Genomic DNA, 22,674 nt, shown 5'->3' on the forward strand with positions numbered 1-22,674 from the left:
CGATGTGTTAGAATTTCAAAACGTGCATTTTATGCGAAATAGCGCCTTCAGAATTCGTTACAAAATGAATGGCTTCTCGAACTCCGCTCTAAGTCAGTTATCAAAGCTATTAAGCAGCGGCAGAGTTTTTCAACAAGCTCTTATTTATACTTAGTCCAAGCAAAATGGCCGTAAACCAAGCGGCAGCGCTGCCGGTCTCTCGCAGCTGCTCTTCATCGTGTAGTGCGCGCCGCTGCTAGCTGCATCATGAAAGCCATGCATAGCTTCCAGCACATGGTAAGCAAGCTGTCCATTCGCGCGGTGCTTGCGGCCCGTCACAATTGCCTTGGCCATATCCGCGGCGCCAATGCCGCGTGCATTTTCAGTATTCGGATACGCGTAAGGGATTTCCGACCAATCGCTAGCACCAGCACGCTTCACACGAATCTCGCCGCCAAAGCGGTTAGGGTCGGGCACAATAATCGTTCCTTCGCTGCCATACACTTCAATGCGCGGCAAGGTAGAGCCTCCCTTTACATCGAAGCTCGTCAGCAAGGTGCCGATTGGTCCGGCAGCAAATTCAATGATGCCCGCTATATGCGTAGGCACTTCTACTTGAATCGTTTGCCCCAGCTTTGGCTCGCTCGTAATCGTTCTCTCCGGGAATGAAATGCGTGTCATGCCCGTTACGCGCTTCATAGGGCCAAGCAGCGCCACAAGCGCCGTCAAATAATAGGGTCCCATATCAAACATAGGCCCGCCGCCTGCTTGATAATAAAACTCTGGAGCCGGATGCCACGATTCATGACCGCCGCTCATCATAAACGCCGTTGCACCGATCGGTGTTCCGATCCAGCCATCCTCTATCAGCTTAATACAGGTTTGAATGCCGCCGCCGAGGAATGTATCAGGAGCACCGCCGACATAGAGCCCTTTTTGCTCCGCCAGCTTCAGCACCTGCTCTGCTTCCTCGCGAGAAACGGCAAATGGCTTTTCCACGTACACATGCTTGCCTGCTTCCAGCGCTCGCAAATTCACTTCGGCATGGGCCTGAGGAATTGTTAAATTAATAATCATTTGAATTTCAGGATCAGCCAGCAGCTCGTCAACGGAGCAGCCGCGAATGCCATGCTCCTCTGCTTTTTGCTTTGCCCTTGCTACGTCGAGATCAGCGCAGGCTGCAACCTCCATTGCATCAAAGCTGCTTCCGTTTTTAAAGTAAATGCCGCTAATGTTTCCTGTACCGATAATGCCTGCTTTCAATTTCGTCATATAAGCTCGCCTCGGATTCTATTGATTATGTTTCTACAATTGATTGTCAGCCATGCCAGTGTATGCTTCGCTTGCTGCTGTATGCTTTTGCGCCTCTGACTTGCCTTCCGCGCACCAGAGGAAGCCGCGCTTCATTAATTCTTTAACTGTTGCAATATCCATAATATTGGCCTGATGGCCCAAGGAGTTGTAGTAAACGCGCCCTACACCCCAGCGTTTTGTCCAAATGACAGGCATATCAACTGCTTTATTTAAGGAGTGCGGACCCGGTACAGTAGGAAAGCGTGTCGTGGCAAGCACTTCTACCGCAGGATCGACATGCAAGTAATACTGCTCCGATTTTACAGAAAAATCTTCAATGCCTGCTGTAAGCAAGCTCGATGTATTACTAATATTAACTGTATATTCTACACCGTCATTGCCCGGATGAGCTACCCATTGTCCGCCTGTCATAAACTGCCAGTCCACATTTTCCCGGAACGCATCGCACATCCCGCCATGGCAGCCTGCAAGCCCCACGCCGCTTTGCACAGCCGCAGATACGTTTTTGACAAGCTGCTGATCGATTTTGCCCATCGTCCATAACGGAATAATTAAATCCAGCTGCATTAATTTATCCGCGTCCGCGAAAGCTTCCAGCGTATCTGATACTTCGACCTCAAAACCTTCCTCTATAAGCTGCTGGCGAAAAATTTCTGCTACCTGCTTCGGCTGATGGCCATCCCAGCCGCCCCATACGATAAGTGCTTTTTTCATATTGTAGCTCCTGCCTCTCTCATGTTTTTCAGCCTTCCTGGGCCTACTCCATCTCGTCAATTGAAATCCAGCGCCGCTCAGCGATAGATTTGTCGACTGCTTCAAGCACTGCTTGGCATTTCACGCCGTCAACAAAGTTCGGAACAGGCTGGCGATCCTCCGCGAACGCCTGCATCAGCTCATGCACCTCATGCGTAAACGTATGCTCATAGCCGATCGTATGCCCTGCCGGCCACCATGCATCCATGTAGGCATGCGCAGGATCAGTAGCAAGCACACGGCGGAAGCCCTGCACATCCTCTGCATCATCCGTAAAAAACACCTGCAGCTCATTCATCCGTTCAAAATCGAATTTGATGCTGCCTTTACTGCCGTTAATCTCGAAGCTATTCGTGCAGCGGTGACCGGCTGCGAAGCGCGTTGCTTCGAAGCTGCCCAGCGCGCCATTGTCAAAGCGGGCCATAAACAGCGTAGCATCATCGACGGTTACGTCGCCCTTCGGCCCCCCGCCGCCGCCTTTGGCGCTAAGCCCCGTCATTGCCTCGGCAATTGGCCGCTGCTTAATAAACGTCTCGCTCATGCCGATCACTTCCTTGAATTCACCAACGAGAAAGCGGGCCATATCGATGACATGCGCGCCAAGATCGCCATGCGAACCGGAGCCGGCAATTTCCTTCTGCAAACGCCAAACGAGCGGAAAGCTCGGATCAATGATCCAGTCCTGCAAAAACCAGCCGCGAAAATGATAAATTTTACCAAGGCGCCCATCAGAAATGATTTTTTTAGCAAGCTGAACTGCAGGAGCAAAACGGTAATTGAAGCCTACCATATGCTTTACCCCTGCTTTTTCCGCTGCTGCCAGCATTTCTTTGGAATCCGCAAGCGTAAGGGCTAGCGGTTTTTCGCAAAACAAGTGCTTGCCTGCCGCAGCAGCTGCTAAAGCAATTTCCTTGTGGGCATCGCTCGGCGCATTGATATCAATAAGATCAATATCCTCTCTTTTAATCAGCTCACGCCAGTCCGTCTCCGAGCTTTCCCAGCCGAATTGGGCACGAGCCTGCTCCAGACCATCCGGATTGCGGCCGCATATCGCTTTCATCTCCGGCTTGATCGAGTCAGGAAAAAACATCGGCAGCGCGCGATACGCATTACTATGTGCCTTCCCCATAAACTTGTAGCCAACCATACCAACTCTAACGCTTTTCATTGCTCCAACATCCTCTCATCCCTATTTATAATAAATGACGACGTTTCTCTTGGAATTAATTGAATCGGCAATGTTAGCTGCTTCGAATCAGCCTCATTATTACTTTCTATCCCCTGAAGCAGCAGCTGAGCAGCCTGCCTGCCCATTTCATAAAAAGGCACTGCGACCGTAGTAAGCGGCGGAGTAACGATTCTGGCGCCATCGGAATCATCGTAGCCTGCTAGGCCATAATCCTTGCCCGCAACAAGTCCATGCTCCTTAAGTCCATTCAACAAGCCAATCGCCATCCTGTCATTAGCTGTAAAGACAGCATCGATTTGGCCGCTCTTAATACGCTCAGCAATGAATTGTGCCGATTCATAACCGCTCTTCCGACTATAATTGCCCCAAAAAACCAGATTTTCATCCGGCTTTTTTTTCGCCTGTTCAAGCGCAAGCAAATAGCCTTTATAACGATCAATACTATTCGAAAATTGCAAGGGTCCATTCAGAAATGCGATGCGGCGGTATCCCCTCCCAATAAGATGCTCTGTTGCAAGCCTGCTGCCTTCTACATGATCAGCATCTACCGTACAGTAGCTTTCATTTTCAAAGCGCTGATTAACCAGACAAAATGGAAAGCCTTCCTTATGCAGCACTGCGAGCGCTTCTCTCTCTTCCGGCACATCCTGCGAGCCAAGCATAATGCAAGCGTCGATTTTTTGTGCGCGGAACAGCTTGCTGTAATCCCTTTCTACAGACGGCTCCCGATAAATAAGCAATAAATTGTATCCATAGCTTTGGGCCGCCTCGCCTATGCCGCTTAAAATTTCAGAGAAATAATACGTAGAGAACAAGCGGACCTTGGGAACAAAAGGCAGGATCACGCCTATATTCCCGCTTTTTCTGCGGGCAAACTGCTGCGCCAGCGCACTTGGGACATAGCCAATCTCAGCTGCTGCCTTCAAAACCCGCTCCTTCGTTTCTGGCTTAATCGGACCTACATTGTTCAGCACTCTGGACACGGTTGCTTCTGATACGCCTGCCAGCTTAGCTACTTCCTTCCTGCTAATGACACACAGCCTCCTAATATCGTAATAGTCAGATTAAATGTACACGCGTACATTGTTGCATATAATGCAGGCTTCGTCAACCATTTTTTTGCAAAACTAGCTTCAGGGATTTACCATACAACAAAAGGCAGAACTTTTGGCTACCATATATTGCTCTAACGGTTATCAGAGCTGCTATTTCGATTAATTTAGCTCATTTGAGCATTTAAAGGTTGCCACGAGCGCTATTGTACCATTTATCGAGAAAAATCAGTGCTTTTTGGGAAAATAAGCGCAATAGCATCCGTTAGAAAATTCAAACTGTCATTTTTGCACGAATAACGCTTATGGCAACCCTTAGAGTTCATCATTGTTATATTAAGGATAAACGGCTCCGATGTCCTTTGGCCAGGCACAATTACCGATGAAAAAAATATAAAAACAGATATAAGATTACAAGAACTTATACTTTCTTATACTTTCTAATATTTTTTTAAAAAAGGCAAGCAAAGACTGCTCTTTGCTCGCCGCTCTTCATATTTAAGGTGCTGTATCCAAAAATTTAAAATCAGGGAATTTCTCCAGCGCTGTACGCATTGCATACTCATTCTCAAACAAAACGACGAAGTTTTCCTTTTTATCCTTCACAAGCGTTGTATTAATTCTAAATTTAGCCGGGTCAATTTTATCCCCGATAATCCAGCGGGCAAATTGGAACGGCATACGCTGTAAAATAACATCTACGCCATATTCCGCCTTCATCCGATGCTCAAACACCTCGAATTGCAGCTGTCCAACAACGCCAAGAATTGTTTCGTCAAAGCCCGTTGTCGACTGGAACACCTGAATCGTGCCTTCTTCCGTAAGCTGGTCGATCCCCTTCTGGAACTGCTTATATTTCAAAGCATTTTTGATCGTTACCTTCGAGAAAATTTCTGGAGAAAATGTCGGAAGCTCATTATAAATAATACTGGAGCCTTGCGATAAGGAATCGCCTATCCGGAAAATGCCCGGATCAAATAATCCAATAATATCTCCCGGATACGCCTCATCTACAATATCCCGGTCTTGGGCAAGAAATTGCTGCGGCTGAGCCAGCTTGATCTCTTTGCCGTTGCGGACATGGCGTACCGCCATACCGCGCGTAAACTTGCCGGAGCAAATTCGGAAAAACGCAATGCGGTCACGATGCGCAGGGTTCATATTGGCCTGAATTTTGAATACATATCCGCTGAACTTTTCCTGCTCAGTCGGATCAATAATCCCCTCCGAGCTATCGCGCGCAGACGGTTGAGGCGCCAGCTGCAGGAAGTTTTCGAGAAATGTTTGCACGCCGAAATTGTTAACTGCGCTGCCAAAGAAAATCGGAGTGAGCTCGCCGCGCAGCACCTTTTCCAAATCAAACTGGTCGCCGGCAACGTCAAGCAGCTCCAAATCCTCGATCAGTTGGTCCGTCAAATAATCGCCAGCCATTTCTCTAATAGCTGGATCGTTATAATCGCTTACCTTTTTAACCTCGATTTTGGAATGATCATCGCCTTGGAACAGCTCTACTTGCGTCTTCATGCGATCGTATACGCCGCAAAGCTCGCGCCCCATGCCGATCGGCCAGTTCATAGGCACGGAATGAATGCCAAGCACCTGCTCCAGCTCTTCCATCAGCTCAAACGGATTTTTACCTTCACGGTCCAATTTATTAATAAATGTAAAGATTGGAATTCCACGCTGGCGGCATACCTGGAACAGCTTGATCGTTTGCACCTCGACCCCTTTGGCGACGTCAATAAGCATAACTGCGCTGTCGGCGGCAGTAAGCGTGCGGTACGTATCCTCACTGAAATCCTGGTGACCCGGTGTATCCAAAATATTGACGCGGTGTCCATTATAATCAAATTGCATAACGGATGAGGTTACAGAAATACCGCGCTGCTTCTCGATCTCCATCCAGTCCGAGGTAGCATGCCGATTCGCCTTGCGCGCTTTAACCGAGCCTGCCAGGCGGATTGCGCCGCCAAATAACAGCAGCTTCTCCGTTAGTGTTGTTTTACCGGCATCGGGGTGAGCTATAATTGCAAAGGTACGTCTTTTTTCTACTTCATGCTTTAATTCTTGCGATAAAGATTGACTCATACTTGCCTTCCTTCCCTTAAAAAAGAGTGAAACAGCGGCATTACTTGCCGCTGTTCGTTACCCATATTACATTATCTTCATCCTGGCCATTAACCGGCCACCAGTGGAAGCCATCCTGAGCAAGCAGCTGATCTGCTTCCTTCGGCCCCCATGATCCCGCTGGATAATGAAGAAGATCGCTGCTGCTTTCCTTCCAGGCTTGTGCAATACGATCAACAAACGACCACGCCTGGGCAACCTCATCCCAACGTGTAAAGTAAGTGGAATCGCCGCGGGCAGCATCATAAATGAGACGTTCATAAGCTTCCGGCGTATTCAAGCCAACGAGACAGCTTTGACAAAATTCCATCGCAACGGGTTGAATCGTGCTGTCAGCCCCTGGTGTCTTCGCATTCACTTTAATGTAGATGCCTTCCATCGGATTAACGCGAATGACTAGCAGGTTAGGAGCCAGGTCTTGCTTCTTTGCAAACAGTACATTTTGCGGCATAGACTTGAACTCAATAACGACCTCCGTCGTTTTGACCGGCAGCCGCTTGCCCGTTCTTATGTAGAAAGGAACGCCTGCCCAGCGGAAATTATCTACAAAAACTTTAGCTGCAAAATAAGTTTCTGTCGTAGAAGCTTCTCCTACAGAATCCTCTTGACGATAGCCTGGCAGCTGCTTATTGCCAAGTGAGCCTTCGGCGTACTGCGCGCGAACGACATTGCTGCGGACCTCACCGCTGTTAGCGTAATTGCGCAGTGAACGAAGCACCTTCACCTTCTCGTCGCGAATATCCTCGCCGTGCAGCCGGCTTGGCGGCTCCATCGCGATCATGGTCAGCATTTGCAGCATATGGTTTTGTCCCATATCGCGCAGTGCTCCCGATTTGTCATAATAACCGCCGCGCTCTTCAACCCCGACCGTCTCGGACAGCGTAATTTGCACGTTAGCGATATAGTTATTATTCCAAAGCGGCTCGAAAAAGGCATTGGCGAAACGAATCATTTGAATGTTTTGCACCATTTCCTTGCCAAGATAATGGTCGATGCGATAGATTTCCTCTTCCTTGAACACTTGACCCAGCTGTTCATTCAGCGCTTCTGCTGAAGGCAGATCATAGCCAAATGGCTTCTCGATTACTAGGCGGTGCCAGCCTCGCGATTCCAGCAAGCCTCCGTCACGCAAATTCAAAGACACAGGACCGAACAAGGATGGCGCCAGCGCCAAATAAAATAAACGGTTGCCTTGAATATTGAATTTTTGCTCCAGCTGCTCCGATAGGCTGTTTAGCTCTTTAAAGCCATCTACATTATTAATGTCAAGCGACATATAAACGAAATGCTCCGTAAATCGCTTCCACAGTTCAGAATCTTGAGCTTTATAACGGCAAAACTCATTGATGGATTCGAATAAATCTTCTCTGAATTGCTCGTTTGTGCGTGGACGGCGGGCTAATCCTACAACTGCAAAATTATCGGCTAACTTACCTTCCTTATATAAACTGAACAACGCCGGGAACAGCTTGCGCCGCGCCAGATCTCCTGTTGCTCCGAACAAATAGTATACAGCGCCTTCAGCAGCTGCAGATTCTATTGAAATTGTATTGTTGTCGGTCATTTGCCTCATTCTTTCTTATAAATTTTGGTTCAACCCACCCACATGTTATGTAGTTTAGCATATTCATTCCTTTTACGCCATTAAGAAGCCTATAAAAAAAAGTGATTGATGTACCAAAAATTACAAATTGGTTAAAGCAAAATGACAGACAGCTTCTTTATCAAATTACGTATCTTTACCCGCAATTCGTTAAAATTCTCCGCTTATAGCCGGCACTCCTAGCGTCAGCTTATATGTATCAGATTCTGTATGTTTTTTAAGCGCGACTTGCATATTGGCTTTGTAGCCTTCCTTCATCCAAGCATAGCTTCTAAGATTGGCCGAGTAGTAAAGCACGCTTTTAATTCCGTCTTCCTCGTAGGATTGAAGAGTTTCTGCTTGTGTTAGTCTGTCCCAATCCTTTTTGATCCAATCCGAATGAGCATTTCCTTGCAGCTTTACTGCAATCGCAGGTGCAGATGAATACGGGGTTATCGCCTCACTGATCATTGCCGCAGCTTTAAGCAGCTTTTCTTCTGTTAACGCCTCTGCCTGCTTGCCCGCATAAGACCATACGATCATATATTTATTGCTGTACTCAGTTTCTTCCAGATCATGAATGGCGATTTGTCCCATGCCTTCAATGATGCCAGTTATCGTTTTTCCGTCATTCGTTATCCGCTTTGGAACGGGGCCTTCATATTTATCATTCGGCAGCAGCGCTTCAATCAGCTTATTTTGGGCAATCAAAGACTGTGTCGTAAACTCCCAGCGAATCGACCATTCTGCATCCTTCACGCCTGCTGCAAAATATGAGGGGGTCATAAGCCACAGCTGCTTTAAATCATAATTAAGCTGATTATCGATGCTGTCCGTTGATGCTGCCCGATCAGCCTGCCACCAAGCAGTAAACATTAATACGGCCAGCAGCAAAAGGACGGTTCGAATGCGAATTCTTCCTCGAGCAGCCTTCTCTTTACGTTTTTTTTTTGGAGCCGGCGCCAACGTACTTGTCTTGCAATACATACGAGCATGAGACATAGACACATTACTCCCTTCCAAATATACCTAGGAGCTTCATTATGTCTGAATTTTGCCCGTATTTCTACCTATTAGTGGAAACTTCTAAAAACTAGTGAAAACTAGTGATAATGTCTTTTTTTTCTTAAAAATACGCTACATTTCGACTGCCGGCTGAAAGAGGATATGGAACGCGTTTATGACAGCATCAGCAAGCAATTGACATCGGCATCAAATGCTGTCAGTTACTCTGCAATTCCTTGCTTATGCGCATATATTGCCGCCTGAGTGCGATCCTCGACCTGGAGCTTGTTGAATATATTCGTAATATGAAATTTAACTGTTTTTACACCAATAAATAGCTCATCCGCAATCTCTTGATTGGACATCCCCCTGGCCAGGCGCTTCAGAACATCCATCTCGCGATCCGTCAGATCATCATGAAGACGCACCTGCTCCTGCGCCTTTGGCTGGCGAATACGGTTCATCATTTTGGCTGCGACCTGCGATTCCAAAACAGATTGCCCCCTTGCTGCTGCGCGAATCGCTTCGGCAATTTCTGTAGCACGCGACGTTTTTAACAAATAGCTGAAAGCTCCAGCTTCAATAACCGGATACAGCTTGCTGTCATCCAAATAGCTGGTCAGCACGATAACCTTGCAGTCAGGCAGCTGCTCCATCAGCTTAGCAGTTGTCTCTACGCCATCCATGCCTTCCATTACTAAATCCATGAGCACTACATCCGGCTTATAAGCAAGTGCTAGCCTTATACCGTCCGCCCCGTTGCTGGCCTCCCCTACTACCTCCAAGCCATCCTCCGTATCCAGCACCGCTGCAAGTCCGATTCGAACCATTTCGTGATCGTCCACTAAAAGTACTTTTACAACTTGATTTTCCCCATCGTTCGCTTTCATCGTACTATTCCGCCTTCCTTATCCCCATGCATGATGCCCGGCACAGGAATCCACAAATGAATAGTTGTACCAACGCCAGCCTCCGACATGACCTGAAAAGCGCCTCCGAGCTCATTTACACGCTCTTCCATCGTAAGCAGCCCGTAGGAGGATTGCTTCTTCAGCTCGACATCAAATCCGACTCCATTATCCTGAATGGTCATATGCACCTTATTATCATAATTTAACAGCTTAATGAGCATGCGATCCGCCTTGGAATGCCTAAGCGTATTAGACAGCGCCTCCTGCGCTATGCGGAACAAATGATCCTCAGCCTGCGGCAGCATGGAAATCGATTCGTCAACCTCAAGCTGGATCGCCATTGGTATTTTTTGCTTCAGCTCCTCTACTAGAGAAGCAAGAGCTTGGCCCAGGCTTTTTCCGTCCAAATGAACAGGGCGAAGATGCAGCAGCAGCGCTCTCATCTCTGATTGCGCAACAGCAGCCATCTCTTCAATTAGCTGCACCTGCCTTTTGGCTCTTTCCCAGTCCTTCTCAATCGTTCTGCTTACAGCAGTTGCCGTCATCGAAATAGCGAATAATTGCTGGCTGACAGCATCATGCAATTCTCTCGCCAGACGCTGGCGTTCTTCAATAACAGCTGTAAATTTAACCTTTTCCGTCCACATGGGATCCGCTTCGGCCGTCTCTGCCCGCTGCCCCGTCTCACCTTCCGCATGAGGCAAAGTAACTGCAAAAGTTCTCTTTTTTTGCTGATCCTTCATTCTTTCAATGGCGGCCTTCAGCCTAGAATTTTGCAAATAGCTGTTAAAGGTGGCCGCAGCAAGGCCGAGGCCAACCGCTGTCAAGCCGATAATCGGCCATTTCCCTTGCAAGGTTACAATTTGAACTAGTCCAGTCGCTTGCAAGACAATAACTGATAATCCTATTATTATAAGCAGCCACAATACTGTCTCCTTGTAGTTTTTTCTTCTTTCCAGCATTTGCTCCTGCTTCGTTTTATTCATCTGGTTCGATTGCACAACAGTCACAGCTCCTTGCTAGTGAACAGGTATATTTTCAAGAAATTTCTGTAGTCAGCATGAAGCAGCAGACCGTATACGGCCTGCTACTTCAGCAATTCACCATTTATTCAGCTTCTGTTTTTGAACCATTCAATTTATTTTTCAATGCTTCAAGCTGAGCGTCAACCTTCATTTGCTTTTCCAAATCAACCGGGCTTACTTGGCTGGACGAAGATTTGCTATAGGAGTATGGCATTCTGAATACGTCTGCCTCCGCCTCCATCTGCATAATTTTTTCTTCCATGCGCTGGAAGCCTCTCGATGCAGTGCCATTGTCGATCGAGTGATTGCTGGACAACTGCGCCATTTGCTTTTGCGCTTTTGCAATTTGTGCGCGGGATACCAGCTCATTGCGCTTGTTGCGCATTTGATAAAATTCTTCCTTCATGCCGTGCAGCTGCTGCATAAGCTCGTCTGCCTGTGCTTTGGTCTGGCCATGGAGCTCCATATACTCATTAGCTTTTTGCTCAAAATATAGCTTTTCTTCAAGCATTTGACGTGCAAGCTCTTCTTGTCCTGCTCTCAGAGCTGCCTCTGCCTTCGATTCGCGTTCTGTTACACCGCGAACTGCATCGTCAAGGCGCTGCTTCATGCGGCGCTCATTCGCCATTTGCTTGGCTACTGTAACCTCAGCCTGATGAATCTCCACTTCCATGTCTCGCAAGTATTGATTAAGCATAACTACAGGATCTTCAATTTTGTCCAAAACCTCATTCACCGATGCTTTTGTCATATCCTTCATACGTCTGAAAATACCCATTTTATTATTCTCCCTTCTCGTACTTCTCAATTTTTGATTTTAATTGTTCAATTTCACGCTTTAACGCTTTTTTCTCCAAATCATCCATCATACTATCGAACTGCTTATCTACAGCAGGGTCAGCTTTGTATGCCGGTTCAGACCAGTCTGGTTTAGGCGGCGTTTGATACATATTGGTTTGATGCTGTGTTTTGTAGCGGTAAGGATCATATCCTCCAGGTCCCGGGCCTGGACCTGGACCTGGTCCTGCTCCGTATGGCGGAACATAATTATTATTGGAATGATGATTCGGTCCAAAATCTCCGTAATACGGCGGTTCTTTCGGTACAACTAACGCTGCAATAATATAAACCGCTATAATCGTTCCTCCAGAGAAGGCAGTAACTACGACCAGCAATATGCGCAGCAATGTAGCATCGACATTCAAATATTCACTCAATCCACCGCATAGGCCAGTAATCTTTCTATCTCGACTAGAGCGGTATAATTTATTCACTGTTATCAACCTTCTTTCTGAAGCTTTTTCTTAAGCTCAGCTAGCTCGCGTTCGATTGTCGACTGAATCGTTTCACCCAAGCCTGAAAAATGCTGCTGAGTGCTTTGTCGAACATCGCGCAGGCTTCGCGCCTCAAGCTCCATATCGCTAATGCGGTCTTCCATTCTGCGGAACATAGTGCCTGGCTGGTTGCCGTTCATCCCTTGACCGTAGCGATGATTCATTCTTTGCTGCAAGCGCAGCGACTCCATTCGAGCCGCATAGTACTCACGCTTGTCATACACCGTTTGGTACTCGCTTCTCATTTGGCGAAGCTGATCCTCCAGCTCCAGCATTTGTCCATTGCTTTGCTCGTACAACTCTCTATATTGGGCCGCTCTCTCTTCCGCTCCTGCTTTTTCTTGCAATGCAATTCTGGCCAAATTTTCTTCGCCAGCTTTCAAAGCCGTTACCGCTTGCTGCTCGCGGCGCTCCTTCTGCTGCTCTGCCTGCAGCCATTGCGCTTTAAGATGATTGCTGTGAGCAGCATATTGCTGGTAAAGCCTTTCGGCTTGTATAATTTCTTCTCTCGTTGACCAAAGGAATTGATCGATCATTTTAACAGGATCTTCGGCTTTTTCCAATCTTTCATTTAAGGTTGCAACTGTAATGTCGCGAACTCGTTTAACAATGCTCATTCATTTCTTCCTCCTAACGATACGTTCTGCGTCCGTTATTTTTGATTACTGAATATCCGGCGACTACTAGGCCGATTGCGATAATCCACATGAACAAGCCGCTTAGTTTGGCTAGTAGCATCAAGGAGCCTAATACGATAAGTATACCACCAATCACCTTCTTCTGATTAGCCCATCCTAGTATTCCTAAGCCGATCATAATAACCGGCATAAACATTCCTATAATTGCTCCGAGTTTAATGCCTAGAAGATTCAGGACGGCTAGTGCTCCAATAGCAATTAACAACGTTCCAACTGCTGTTTTCCCATTCATATCCAGTTCATTCTCCTTTCTATTATTAGAATTTACTCATTTAGCTGCTTCGTTTTGAACCGATGTTTCTCTTGCTTATGTACTTAGTATAGATCGTTCAAACCCTTTTCAAAACGGACTTCGGACGGTTTTATACACTAGACCAAGGTCGAGTGGATAACCCGTCTGCAGTGCCATATCAAGCTTTTCTTCCATATATTTCAGCTTAAAAACGCTATCATTCCTATGTTACGGTAAGTTCATCAAACAGGAGGTGCATCACTAACATGAAGAAAAGCCTATTCACTAAAACGATTGTTGCAAGCATCATTGCAGTAACGTTGCTCATAACTGGAATTGTTCCGATCCACACTGACGGACATGCGTATGCAGCATCAAGCACATCTTCCAAGATCGAGAAAACGATCTCGCTGGGTATGAAATATAAAGGAACACCATATGAGTTTGGCTCCAACCGCAGCACGACCAGAACATTTGACTGCTCTGATTTTGTAAAACACGTATTTAAGCAAGCAGCAGGCATTACACTGCCAGGCAACTCCAGAACGCAAGCAAGCTACGTTAAAAAGCATTCAACAATCAAAAGAAGCTTGTCCAGCCTAAAACGCGGTGATCTTATCTTCTTCATGTCTTACCGTGGAGCTTCAAAATCAAACTATTCCAAACTTAATAAAGATAAGCAAAGAGTTACGCATGTCGCTATTTATCTGGGCAATAATAAAGTTCTTCACACCTACTCCAAAAAGAGCGGCGGCGTACGCGTTGACAACATCAAAAATACGTCTTGGGAATATCGCATGATTTTTGGCGGCAGCGCACTTTAATACTTCAACGCTTTAGTTAAAGATATTTTTAATTAAAAAAAAGAAGCGGCAGCTCGTATGACGGGCTGCCGCCTCTTTCTTCCTATATAAGTACCTATCTATCCTTCACAATTTCAACCCACATATCAGGCTTGGCAATTGCTTGCTTGCCCGCTTCAATTAAAGCCATGATCTCCAGCGTCTCTGCCCTCGGAACAGGAGATTTGCCTCCCGTTTCGAAAAAATCAAGCATGCTGTCGATCAAACGTTCAAAAATGTGGCTCATTTCACTAACGCATACGCTGCTGCCATCGGATAGCTGCATATTCAATTGAAATGGCGCTTCACTCATTTGCTGCATGGAGGCTTGCCTGCCATCTTCATATTGAATAATAAGCAATCTGCCATTAGCTGTAGGGAAGCTTTTTAAGCGATTCGCACCAGTCCCCATCATTGCAACGATCATTTCAAACTGATGAACAGAATAATTATCGAATTGCCCTGGACCGGTAGATGCAATATATTCAATCGACTGCGCATTGATCTTCTCGTTCGGATAGGATGCCAGCTGTTCAGCAAAGCGCAAGGCTGAGCTGGAAAACAGAGGTGTGGCATATTGCTCTGCGCGATCAAACATTCTTATGCCGGCAGCCAAATCCGGCGAAAATGTTTTATCCATATAGATCGGTTTGCCGGCTTGAAGCGGAAGCTGAGCCAGACGCTCATGATGCTCAGGATGATCCGGTGAAAGTATAATCAAATAATCCGATTTTTCGACAAGCTCTTCTATAGAAGAAACGGCTTCAAGTTGATGCTGCTCGCACCACTGTCCGGTAGTCAGACCGCCAGCCTTATCGATTTCGGCATAGGCATACGCCAGCTCCACCTGTCTGTTCTTAGCTGCAATATTGTTTCTGATCCATCCCGGATAATTGTTAGCATGCCACTCGTCTAAAAAGAAATCGAGAAAACCTATCTTTTTCATAGCTTAATCTCACTTTTCAATTCAGAGGATTTATAAATCGCATCCATCACTTCGGTAATTTGGATGGCGTTGTCGATATGATTGCGCGACTTCACGCCAGTTGAAGCGGACTCGATGAAATCCTTCATTTCCTCATAGAAGCCGTCGGCTTTCTCATAGGCAGGAGTGGTCTCCAGCAGCACTTTTCCTTTGGACGAATATACTTTGAAGTTGCCTCCATACTCCAGCTTAATGCCGGCTTTGTCGCCAAGCAGCTCGATAAACATCGCCGACTCGCCAATATTTTGCGCCCATGCGCCATTAAGGCTTATCGTAGGACCTTCGGTGCGAAGCAGTCCTGTAACAAAATCCTCTACATCATTAACCCCATCGTATACAGGCGGACCAGCCCACATATTTTGATAAGCGTAATCCTCCATATTTTTGGCCATTTCACTATATATTGCGCCATTTACCGATTGTACCTTCACATCTCCGAGGCAATAGAAAATAATATCAAGGAAGTGAACTCCCCAATCTACAAGCACGCCTCCGCCTGCTTTTGCTTTTGTCGTAAACGGACCGCCAAGGCCAGGAATCGAGCGATGTGAGCGGAATGAACAATACACATGATAAACATTGCCCAATTCACCTGCATCAATCATGTTTTTAATTAAATTAATCGATGTATTAAAACGATTGACTACGCCAATATTAAGCATGCAATTGTTACGCTCAGCTGCAGCTTTCATTTCCTTCGCTTGCTCCAGATTCAGAGCGGCAGGCTTCTCGCAAAGCACATGCTTGCCAGCATTCAAAAAAGCAATCGAAAGGGGAGCATGCAAATCGTTAGGCGTGCAAATCGAAACCGCTTTCACTTCCTCGTCCGCAAGCACGACATTATAGTCAGCAACAGCGTTAGGTATATTGAAATCAGCAGCAACCTTCTGCGCTCTTTCCAGCAATGGATCTACGATATATTTAATTTCAACCTTATCATTCTTCAAATAGCTTGGAATATGAGCGGTCTGAGCAATCATCCCGGAACCGATAACCGCAATTTTCATTTTTGACATCGTCAATATCATCCCTTCATCATCAAATTTTAAATAAGCGCTATACTGCTTACTTTAACAAATTGTGTAAAGAGAGGATTTAGCCTAGTTATACATTTCATTGTTCCTTATTTGTGATGGTCTCAGCAACCTTGGTCATCGTTTGATATTCGGAGGGCGATAAGCCGAAATTTTTGCGAAACGCCTTGCTAAATGTATGAATCGACTGATAATTCAGTTTTTCGGCAATAGATGTAATATTCATCGTTCCTTCCTTCAGCCATTGCACAGCTTTTTCGAATCGTTTGCGATTGTAATATTCCTGGATGGTCAGGCCAATTTCCTTGGAAAAGCAGTTGGACATATAAGAGTAGTTATAATGAAGCTCTTCTGCAATTTGGGAAAGCTCTGTTATTCTTTGCAAATGAACATCAATATAATTAATGACCTCATAGACCATACTGGAGGCGCCTGCTTCCTTCAGCTCCGGCTTATAGCCCAGATCCCAGTTTTCATGAAAGCTGCGGTAAGCGATTACGATCAATTGACGCAAATACATGCCTACCATTACCGAGGAGTAGCTATTCAAATGAACCAGCTCATTAAAAATACCTACAAATGGCACATCGATTTGCAGCCTGTTTTTGACGATAGGGTATTGGGTTTGATCAAGCATTTTTTTTATATGTACAAAAGCAGGACTGCCTTCATTGCTGGCATCAAAATTAAAGCCGGCATAATAGTACCGCATTGGCTGCTCGTCATCGGTGCGGATATAATGAGTTTCTCCGGGAACATTCAAAATAATATCCCCTTCTTCAACCTCGAAGCGCCTGTTATCCATATGAAATTCACCTTTACCGGATACAACATAGCTGATCTCGTAGCAATATTGGCGATGATCCGCGACCGTATATCCCTTTTTGCAGCTCAAATCGCCAATCTGATATAAAATAATCGATTCATGCTGCTGCGGATTTTCAAAATACATATTATCAAAATGAAAATAAGCCTTGCTATTTCCATTATTGCCGCTTAGCTTCTTCATCTCGCCACAACCTTTAATTTAATCGTCCTGGTTAAACGGCTTCTCCGTTCTTCCCATCCTAATACAAGGGGCGCGCCTTGTCCACGGCAAAATAGTAAGCCCCGGCATACGAAATAATGCCAGGGCTATTTGCTCAATCTACTTCAAAATGCCTTCCAAACTTCCGCCGCTCGCAAATAATCGCTTTATGTTTTCTTCTACCTCTTCATCCGGCAATAGCGGCGGCGCATGATGGGGCTTCCTGCGCGCATCAATAATTACATTATCACAGCCCCAATGCTTATAGTCCATCGTACTGTTCACCCCGTAAATATCGTGGGAAGGATTGCTTCTCGTAAAGGTCGCCCACAAGAAATTGCTGAGCGACTCACTGACAAAACGGCTGTCATCACATACGATGATGAGCGGGCAATCCGGCAGCTTGCCTGCTGCGTTAATCGCCTCACATAACGATTGCACATCTTCCTCGCCCTTGAAGCGGCTAGTATAAGCAGGCGCTTCTATTGCGATAACGCCCGGCATGACATAGCTTGGCTGCGAGAAGCCGACGCTGCGCAATTTCTCCAAAGCTGGATCGTTTGAATCCAGAGGCTGCTGGTCAACAAGCTGCTCCAGCAGCCGCGGAACCTGGCGGCAAAGCTCTCTGACCGGCTCTCCTACAGCAGCAAATATAACTTTGCTTCCTTTGTTAAGACCCATGCCAGTGTAATCTAGCGTATCGATTGTTGTGTTCGTCTGAAAATGAATGTCGCGCTGCAAATCTATTCTTTCTAGTATATATGTGAAAAACTCCTCAACACGATATGTGCTTAAAGCCGGCTTTTGGTTGTTATGAGCACCGTCTTTCTGTTCGCTGCTGTATGCATCCTCAGCAGCGATAAATAAATATTTGGCAAGGCTTAGCTGGCCCGTACCCAATATGCGGTTTGCTATCGTGAGCAGCTCGGCCGGCTGCTTCGTCTGCTGAAATGGCGTATAGCGCTCGCTGCCAATCGCAAGGAGCAGCGGGTGAACGCCGGCAGCATCAACGGCCTGCACTTCCTTAACGCCAGGTATTTCCTTGTTGACCGCACCGCCGGTCAGCTCATGAATCAGCTCGCCGAAGGAAGTATCCTCTTGCGGCGGCCGGCCTACTACCGTAAACGGATAAATCGCATTGCGCCTTGCGTATACCTTATGAACACGCATAACAGGAAAAGGATGAACTAAGCTATAATAACCAAGATGATCGCCGAATGGGCCTTCCGGCTTTGTCTCGCCTGGATATATTTCCCCGGTAATGATGAAGTCGGCATCATGGCTAATACAATAGCCGTCTACATAGCTGTAACGGAAATGGCGCCCGGCCAGCAATCCCGCAAACGTTAGCTCACTCATGCCTTCCGGCAGCGGCATGACCGCTGATAGCGTATGAGAAGGCGGGCCGCCTATAAAGCAGCTGACCTTAAGCGGCTGGCCCAGCTTATTAGCCTTGGACTGATGAACTCCTATGCCGCGGTGTATTTGGTAATGAACGCCTACCTCTTTATTGAGCTCATATTCATTGCCGTCAAGCTGAATCCGATACATGCCCAGATTGGCATTCATAATGCCCGGCTTCTCCGGATCCTCGGAATAAACCTGCGGCAAAGTAACAAAGGCGCCTCCGTCGTTTTTCCAGCTTTTAATAAGCGGCAAATCAGAAATTTGAATCTCCTCAAAATGAGCAGGCAGCTTATTCTTTTTAATTGGCAGCGCCTTTCTTGCCGCGAGGCCTGTACCTATATAACGAAACGGCTTCTTAAGCGCTTTGGCTGGATCATTGCGAAGTGCAATGACCTCCTGTGTTTTCTCTATCGTATCTCGAAAAATAAACTTGCTGCGCTCCATCGTGCCAAATAAATTAGAAACAGCTTGATACTTGGAGCCCTTTACCTTTTCAAATAATAACGCTGGTCCGCCTGCTGCATATACTTTCAGCTGTATGGCGGCCATCTCCAGATAAGGATCAACCTCTTCCTTTATTCGAATCAAGTGGCCATGCTTCTCCAGATCAAGGACGCACTCTTGCAGGCTAGCATATTTCATACCAAATCTCCGATCCTCTATTAATAAGCACCATTGCCTGCTTCTTCTAATTTGTAGTCAAGAAAATGGAAGGAATGGTTGCGATTAGTTTTTAAATTGCTGCTTGCTTTTCACGAATATACGTTCTGTTTAATTATACCATTTCCTATATAGGAAAGGAAGGTCATATCCGGCTTGTAAGAATAAAATCGAGCTCGATTGAGAAGCTCGATTTCACCAAATTTAGATGGATTAAAATTGTAACGAAAATCAGCAGTCTTAGCAAGCAATCGAAAGGGATGTTACTACGATCAAGTTTGGATTCCGACCGCTGTTGTAGTCCGATTTTTTTGATGAAATAACCCCTGTAAAGGATAAAATCGGCCTACAAAGGCGGACGCTGCCGCTTCTCCATTCCCAATCTTGCTCTTCGTTCCTCCTTACATTCGTTAAATTTTTCGTGCACAATTTCGCGGTCAGACATTCCGCTATTTGCATCAAACTCGCCATTTTTACATTTTCGCGGTCACACATTCCGCTATTCAGCTCTAAATGGTCATTTTCGGTGATTTATTGCTCAATAACGGAACGTCTGTCACTTTGCTGCCTCAAAACTGCGATTTTGGGCGTAATAGCGGAACGTCTGATCGGCTAGCTTTCGAGCTCACTTCGGCACAATTTTAAGTCCATCATACGCAGGCATGTCCTCGCTCTTTTCTGTTTCCAATATGCCAAAATCCCAAAACTTCCACACGCCGTCAACAAGCTTCATCCGCGCCTCCAAGTGCGCAGCGAGTCCAATCGCATACCAAAGATTCAATGTATAGGTTACTTTTATTTCGTCAGGTCCCGCCCACTTCGCATCGATCGGCTGCCAAGCGAAGGCTCTCGATGGCATTCCTTCCTTTTTGCTTTTGGCAAAATCGCGCTTCAAATATTGAAAGCCGGCATTATTCCACGCCTTATCGGTAAATAAATCTCGCAGCTGCTCCTCATCCATTCTTCCATCCGGCAAAGCGATATCCTCAAGCCCCAAAGCCTGCTCTAAAAATTTGGCATAGCGATCCGCAATATGCTGCAGCTCCTTGTATTCAGCCTTCCGATCCGTTATATCGGCCACCGTCAACGTCTGATTGACCAAATTGGGTTTCAAAGCTAGCTCATAACGCCCATCGCCGAGCATCGATTGAATAATGAGATGACCGTCCGCCATTTGAATAGCAGCTTGGTCATTTATAGTAATCGTTTGAGCACGTTCCGTCCCAGCGTCCGCCGCATATTGAAACATCAACGGGAATGCCGTCCCCTCTTTCGTAATCGCATATGCTAAAACCCTTTTCACATTGCCATCGAACCCTTTGCTGAAACGATAACTGTCCGGTTGAAGCAGCAGCACATCATATCCGTCAAACGCATAGCTGATCATGTTAGAGACGGTCTCCTCTTGCCGCAAGCCGAAATCAGAAAGAGGCTCCAAAAGTGTTTTTTGACCGGCGCGATCGGTCATTTCTACCTGATAAGATCCATAGTAATTATGTTGTGCGCCATTGCGCATCATCCGTTCACCCGGCTGAGCCTGCAGCTGTATGGATCCATAACGGGACTTTCCTATTGCGCGGACAGTTCCCCGGCTATGCTTGACGCTGCGGGAACTCCTATAACTGTCATTGCTCCACCACTCATCGCCTGTCCGCTCGTCTGCAAACGCCGCAGGAAGCACAGGCAATCCGTCAGCATTGCGTTTAACCTCGCTGCTCATGAATATATAATCGATACTTTTACTTTTAAAATGGGGGGAGATCAGCCATTGGTCCTTAAAAAGATGCGTAGTTGTGAAATAATAAGGATCATTGTTGTAGTTTTCAGTTTCTGATGTCATCCATGACCATGAACGGCTTTTAGCATCCCAACGCTGAATATGGGCAGCTTCCTCAGCCATAAGCTGAATATACAAATAATCATCTCCATATTTCGCATGCGCTCCCAAGGGCGGCTCCCACACAAGTTTATTTTTGTAATCAACCATCAAAAACGGCGCTGCTCCATAGCTTATATCCCTTTTAACAACGACAGGGTCTGTCAGCTTATCCATATCACTCGTTTTATTGAAGCTAGTTAGTTTACCCGACTGAACATCATACAGTTTGTATGAAATATCACCTTTCCGCCATACCGTCTCCTCGGATCCCTCAGGTTTGAAGTATTCGACCCACAGCCTGCCATCCTCCTGCCAGCCAAATGCGTTCAAGCGCTGGCCAGAATTTTCAGGTATAACCAAATCTCTTAGCACATTCCCTTTTTTATCAAAAAAACGAATCCCTTCTGCGAAGACATAATGCCCATTATCAAATGTCTCTCCGATAAAATCCTTGGCGTATTCCAAAATAAACATTTCGCTTGTGTTATCCCATTCGATCCCCGGACTCCTCAATATAAGCTGCTCATCCATTTCAAACGATGCAATCAATTGATTTCCGGCTGTATGTCGCAGTTCAAACTGGTTGCTAATCATAATTTGGTTCTCATCGACATGCTGATAGACCAGGCTTTGCAAATCTGGCGATGGAAAAACCAGCTCGCGCGGCGGCTTGCTGCCAGGGTCGCCATAAGCAGGGTAAGCAGCCTCGCTGCTAGACTTTACCTGGCCACTGGCCAGATCAATAAGCAGTACCTGGCCTTTAAAAGTAGAAAGCAGCAGTTTTTCAGGGTAATTGCCTGATGCTTTTTCCACATGAGCGCTTAGCCAAAAGTCTTCAGCATGTATATTATCATGCTTGCTAATCTCCCATATATGAGGAGAAATAACCGAGACAGCGCCGGTTTCAATATTGAGCGAGGCCAAATCATAAACAAAGACGTCCTGCTCAAAGGCAGGTTTAACAAAAATTATCGTCCGCTCATCGATAAATTCAAATAAAGAGCTGTTACTATGATGCTGAGTCTTAAGCTCATACAGAGGAAATACTTTTACTTCTTGAGTATCCGGCTTAACAACTACGGCATCTAAGCGGTCCCCGCCTTGTCCATTTTCGCTTTCCTCAGATTTATAACGGGCAACCCCATGCACAACGTAATCCGTCGTACTCACTGTTCGAAACGGATAATCCCCCCCATACAACTTCAGCTGGAACCCTCCATCTGCCGAAGCAAGCTGAACCTCCAATTCGTCAAACAGCTCTGGAAGGCTGTTCGCAGAGGTTTGTCCGTTTATTGGTGCTGTCATATGTTCTGTTAAAGGTTTCGTCGAAGGTTTGCTCGAAGCAAGCACGCCAATACTAAGCGTCTCATCAACCTTGCTGCCTCCTGTTCGTTCTCGCTGCAAGCTTGGCATAATGAGTAAGCCTACGATAATTAATGAAATAATAGAAATCGCCGCGAAAGGTTTCATGCCTCCGACTCTCCTTCTCATAATACTACTTACATAGACGAACAATTTTGCAATATGTTTCCTAAATGTTTTTTTCTTTACGAATTGCGCTCCTTCTCCATCCTGCTAATGTGTGACCTTTTTGAGTATCTGACGTATCATATATAAATAAGAAGCTTGCCAGCAATTG

19 protein-coding genes are annotated in these 22,674 nt (G+C 46.2%); 1 reads left to right on the plus strand and 18 read right to left on the minus strand.

Annotated elements, in window-relative coordinates; translation table 11 throughout:
- Positions 1 to 150: 150 nt before the first annotated feature.
- The 13 genes from V1L65_RS01600 to V1L65_RS01660 all read right to left on the minus strand — a co-directional run bounded on the left by V1L65_RS01600 (position 151) and on the right by V1L65_RS01660 (position 13,201).
- Entirely contained in the window at positions 151 to 1,251 is a 1,101-nt protein-coding gene (locus tag V1L65_RS01600; RefSeq protein WP_331697293.1) for a Gfo/Idh/MocA family protein, read from the minus strand.
- A gap of 33 nt (positions 1,252 to 1,284) precedes the next feature.
- Positions 1,285 to 2,007, minus strand: a complete 723-nt coding sequence (locus V1L65_RS01605) for a ThuA domain-containing protein (RefSeq protein ID WP_331697294.1) — start codon at positions 2,005 to 2,007, stop codon at positions 1,285 to 1,287.
- 43 nt (positions 2,008 to 2,050) lie between these two features.
- On the minus strand, positions 2,051 to 3,214 hold the full coding sequence (locus V1L65_RS01610; RefSeq protein WP_331697295.1) for a Gfo/Idh/MocA family protein: 1,164 nt from the start codon (positions 3,212 to 3,214) through the stop codon (positions 2,051 to 2,053).
- Complete coding sequence (locus V1L65_RS01615; RefSeq protein ID WP_432503741.1) at positions 3,211 to 4,275, minus strand: LacI family DNA-binding transcriptional regulator; 1,065 nt, start codon at positions 4,273 to 4,275, stop codon at positions 3,211 to 3,213. The genes V1L65_RS01610 and V1L65_RS01615 overlap by 4 nt, the downstream gene beginning before the upstream one ends.
- A 510-nt stretch (positions 4,276 to 4,785) precedes the next feature.
- The gene (locus V1L65_RS01620; RefSeq protein WP_331697296.1) at positions 4,786 to 6,375 is read right to left on the minus strand and encodes a peptide chain release factor 3; all 1,590 of its coding nucleotides are present in this window, start codon (positions 6,373 to 6,375) and stop codon (positions 4,786 to 4,788) included.
- Positions 6,376 to 6,415: 40 nt separating this feature from the next.
- Entirely contained in the window at positions 6,416 to 7,978 is a 1,563-nt protein-coding gene (zwf, locus tag V1L65_RS01625) for a glucose-6-phosphate dehydrogenase (protein WP_331697337.1), read from the minus strand.
- Positions 7,979 to 8,167: 189 nt separating this feature from the next.
- The gene (locus V1L65_RS01630) at positions 8,168 to 8,998 is read right to left on the minus strand and encodes a YwmB family TATA-box binding protein (RefSeq protein ID WP_331697297.1); all 831 of its coding nucleotides are present in this window, start codon (positions 8,996 to 8,998) and stop codon (positions 8,168 to 8,170) included.
- A gap of 224 nt (positions 8,999 to 9,222) precedes the next feature.
- Positions 9,223 to 9,891 carry a response regulator transcription factor gene (locus V1L65_RS01635; protein ID WP_331697298.1) on the minus strand — a complete coding sequence of 223 codons (669 nt, stop codon included), beginning with the start codon at positions 9,889 to 9,891 and terminating at the stop codon, positions 9,223 to 9,225.
- Complete coding sequence (locus V1L65_RS01640) at positions 9,888 to 10,898, minus strand: sensor histidine kinase (protein ID WP_331697299.1); 1,011 nt, start codon at positions 10,896 to 10,898, stop codon at positions 9,888 to 9,890. The genes V1L65_RS01635 and V1L65_RS01640 overlap by 4 nt, the downstream gene beginning before the upstream one ends.
- A gap of 121 nt (positions 10,899 to 11,019) precedes the next feature.
- Positions 11,020 to 11,715, minus strand: coding sequence for a PspA/IM30 family protein (locus V1L65_RS01645; protein WP_331697300.1), 696 nt, complete (start codon positions 11,713 to 11,715; stop codon positions 11,020 to 11,022).
- A gap of 4 nt (positions 11,716 to 11,719) precedes the next feature.
- A complete protein-coding gene (locus V1L65_RS01650; protein WP_331697301.1) occupies positions 11,720 to 12,211 on the minus strand; it encodes a PspC domain-containing protein in 492 nt (163 codons plus the stop codon).
- Positions 12,212 to 12,216: 5 nt separating this feature from the next.
- The gene (locus V1L65_RS01655; protein ID WP_331697302.1) at positions 12,217 to 12,888 is read right to left on the minus strand and encodes a PspA/IM30 family protein; all 672 of its coding nucleotides are present in this window, start codon (positions 12,886 to 12,888) and stop codon (positions 12,217 to 12,219) included.
- Between the two features lie 13 nt (positions 12,889 to 12,901).
- Positions 12,902 to 13,201: a LiaF transmembrane domain-containing protein gene (locus tag V1L65_RS01660; protein ID WP_331697303.1), complete on the minus strand. Its 300-nt coding sequence runs from the start codon at positions 13,199 to 13,201 to the stop codon at positions 12,902 to 12,904.
- A gap of 266 nt (positions 13,202 to 13,467) precedes the next feature.
- Here V1L65_RS01660 and V1L65_RS01665 point away from each other — a divergent pair, with 266 nt between their 5' ends.
- On the plus strand, positions 13,468 to 14,025 hold the full coding sequence (locus V1L65_RS01665) for a C40 family peptidase (protein WP_331697304.1): 558 nt from the start codon (positions 13,468 to 13,470) through the stop codon (positions 14,023 to 14,025).
- A 94-nt stretch (positions 14,026 to 14,119) separates the two neighbouring features.
- Here V1L65_RS01665 and V1L65_RS01670 read toward each other — a convergent pair whose 3' ends face one another.
- The 5 genes from V1L65_RS01670 to V1L65_RS01690 form a co-directional block, all read right to left on the minus strand.
- The gene (locus V1L65_RS01670) at positions 14,120 to 14,989 is read right to left on the minus strand and encodes a Gfo/Idh/MocA family oxidoreductase (protein ID WP_331697305.1); all 870 of its coding nucleotides are present in this window, start codon (positions 14,987 to 14,989) and stop codon (positions 14,120 to 14,122) included.
- Positions 14,986 to 16,044, minus strand: a complete 1,059-nt coding sequence (locus V1L65_RS01675) for a Gfo/Idh/MocA family protein (protein WP_331697306.1) — start codon at positions 16,042 to 16,044, stop codon at positions 14,986 to 14,988. Before V1L65_RS01675 ends, V1L65_RS01670 begins: the two co-directional genes overlap by 4 nt.
- Before the next feature lie 97 nt (positions 16,045 to 16,141).
- On the minus strand, positions 16,142 to 17,071 hold the full coding sequence (locus V1L65_RS01680) for an AraC family transcriptional regulator (protein ID WP_331697307.1): 930 nt from the start codon (positions 17,069 to 17,071) through the stop codon (positions 16,142 to 16,144).
- Between the two features lie 138 nt (positions 17,072 to 17,209).
- Positions 17,210 to 19,138 carry a UbiD family decarboxylase gene (locus V1L65_RS01685; protein ID WP_331697308.1) on the minus strand — a complete coding sequence of 643 codons (1,929 nt, stop codon included), beginning with the start codon at positions 19,136 to 19,138 and terminating at the stop codon, positions 17,210 to 17,212.
- A gap of 643 nt (positions 19,139 to 19,781) precedes the next feature.
- The gene (locus tag V1L65_RS01690) at positions 19,782 to 22,505 is read right to left on the minus strand and encodes a hypothetical protein (protein WP_331697309.1); all 2,724 of its coding nucleotides are present in this window, start codon (positions 22,503 to 22,505) and stop codon (positions 19,782 to 19,784) included.
- Positions 22,506 to 22,674 lie beyond the last annotated feature (169 nt).

This window comes from Paenibacillus sp. IITD108 (assembly GCF_036541265.1).
Classification (GTDB): domain Bacteria; phylum Bacillota; class Bacilli; order Paenibacillales; family Paenibacillaceae; genus Pristimantibacillus.

Coding starts and splice junctions, on each gene's coding strand:
- V1L65_RS01670 (WP_331697305.1), bottom strand. CDS start 14,989: ATGAAAAAGATAGGTTTTCTCGATTTCTTTTTAGACGAGTGGCATGCT.
- zwf (WP_331697337.1), bottom strand. CDS start 7,978: ATGACCGACAACAATACAATTTCAATAGAATCTGCAGCTGCTGAAGGC.
- V1L65_RS01635 (WP_331697298.1), bottom strand. CDS start 9,891: ATGAAAGCGAACGATGGGGAAAATCAAGTTGTAAAAGTACTTTTAGTG.
- V1L65_RS01685 (WP_331697308.1), bottom strand. CDS start 19,138: ATGAAATATGCTAGCCTGCAAGAGTGCGTCCTTGATCTGGAGAAGCAT.
- V1L65_RS01645 (WP_331697300.1), bottom strand. CDS start 11,715: ATGGGTATTTTCAGACGTATGAAGGATATGACAAAAGCATCGGTGAAT.
- V1L65_RS01600 (WP_331697293.1), bottom strand. CDS start 1,251: ATGACGAAATTGAAAGCAGGCATTATCGGTACAGGAAACATTAGCGGC.
- V1L65_RS01655 (WP_331697302.1), bottom strand. CDS start 12,888: ATGAGCATTGTTAAACGAGTTCGCGACATTACAGTTGCAACCTTAAAT.
- V1L65_RS01630 (WP_331697297.1), bottom strand. CDS start 8,998: ATGTCTCATGCTCGTATGTATTGCAAGACAAGTACGTTGGCGCCGGCT.
- V1L65_RS01690 (WP_331697309.1), bottom strand. CDS start 22,505: ATGAAACCTTTCGCGGCGATTTCTATTATTTCATTAATTATCGTAGGC.
- V1L65_RS01640 (WP_331697299.1), bottom strand. CDS start 10,898: ATGAATAAAACGAAGCAGGAGCAAATGCTGGAAAGAAGAAAAAACTAC.
- V1L65_RS01620 (WP_331697296.1), bottom strand. CDS start 6,375: ATGAGTCAATCTTTATCGCAAGAATTAAAGCATGAAGTAGAAAAAAGA.
- V1L65_RS01605 (WP_331697294.1), bottom strand. CDS start 2,007: ATGAAAAAAGCACTTATCGTATGGGGCGGCTGGGATGGCCATCAGCCG.
- V1L65_RS01660 (WP_331697303.1), bottom strand. CDS start 13,201: ATGAATGGGAAAACAGCAGTTGGAACGTTGTTAATTGCTATTGGAGCA.
- V1L65_RS01675 (WP_331697306.1), bottom strand. CDS start 16,044: ATGTCAAAAATGAAAATTGCGGTTATCGGTTCCGGGATGATTGCTCAG.
- V1L65_RS01610 (WP_331697295.1), bottom strand. CDS start 3,214: ATGAAAAGCGTTAGAGTTGGTATGGTTGGCTACAAGTTTATGGGGAAG.
- V1L65_RS01680 (WP_331697307.1), bottom strand. CDS start 17,071: ATGAAGAAGCTAAGCGGCAATAATGGAAATAGCAAGGCTTATTTTCAT.
- V1L65_RS01665 (WP_331697304.1), top strand. CDS start 13,468: ATGAAGAAAAGCCTATTCACTAAAACGATTGTTGCAAGCATCATTGCA.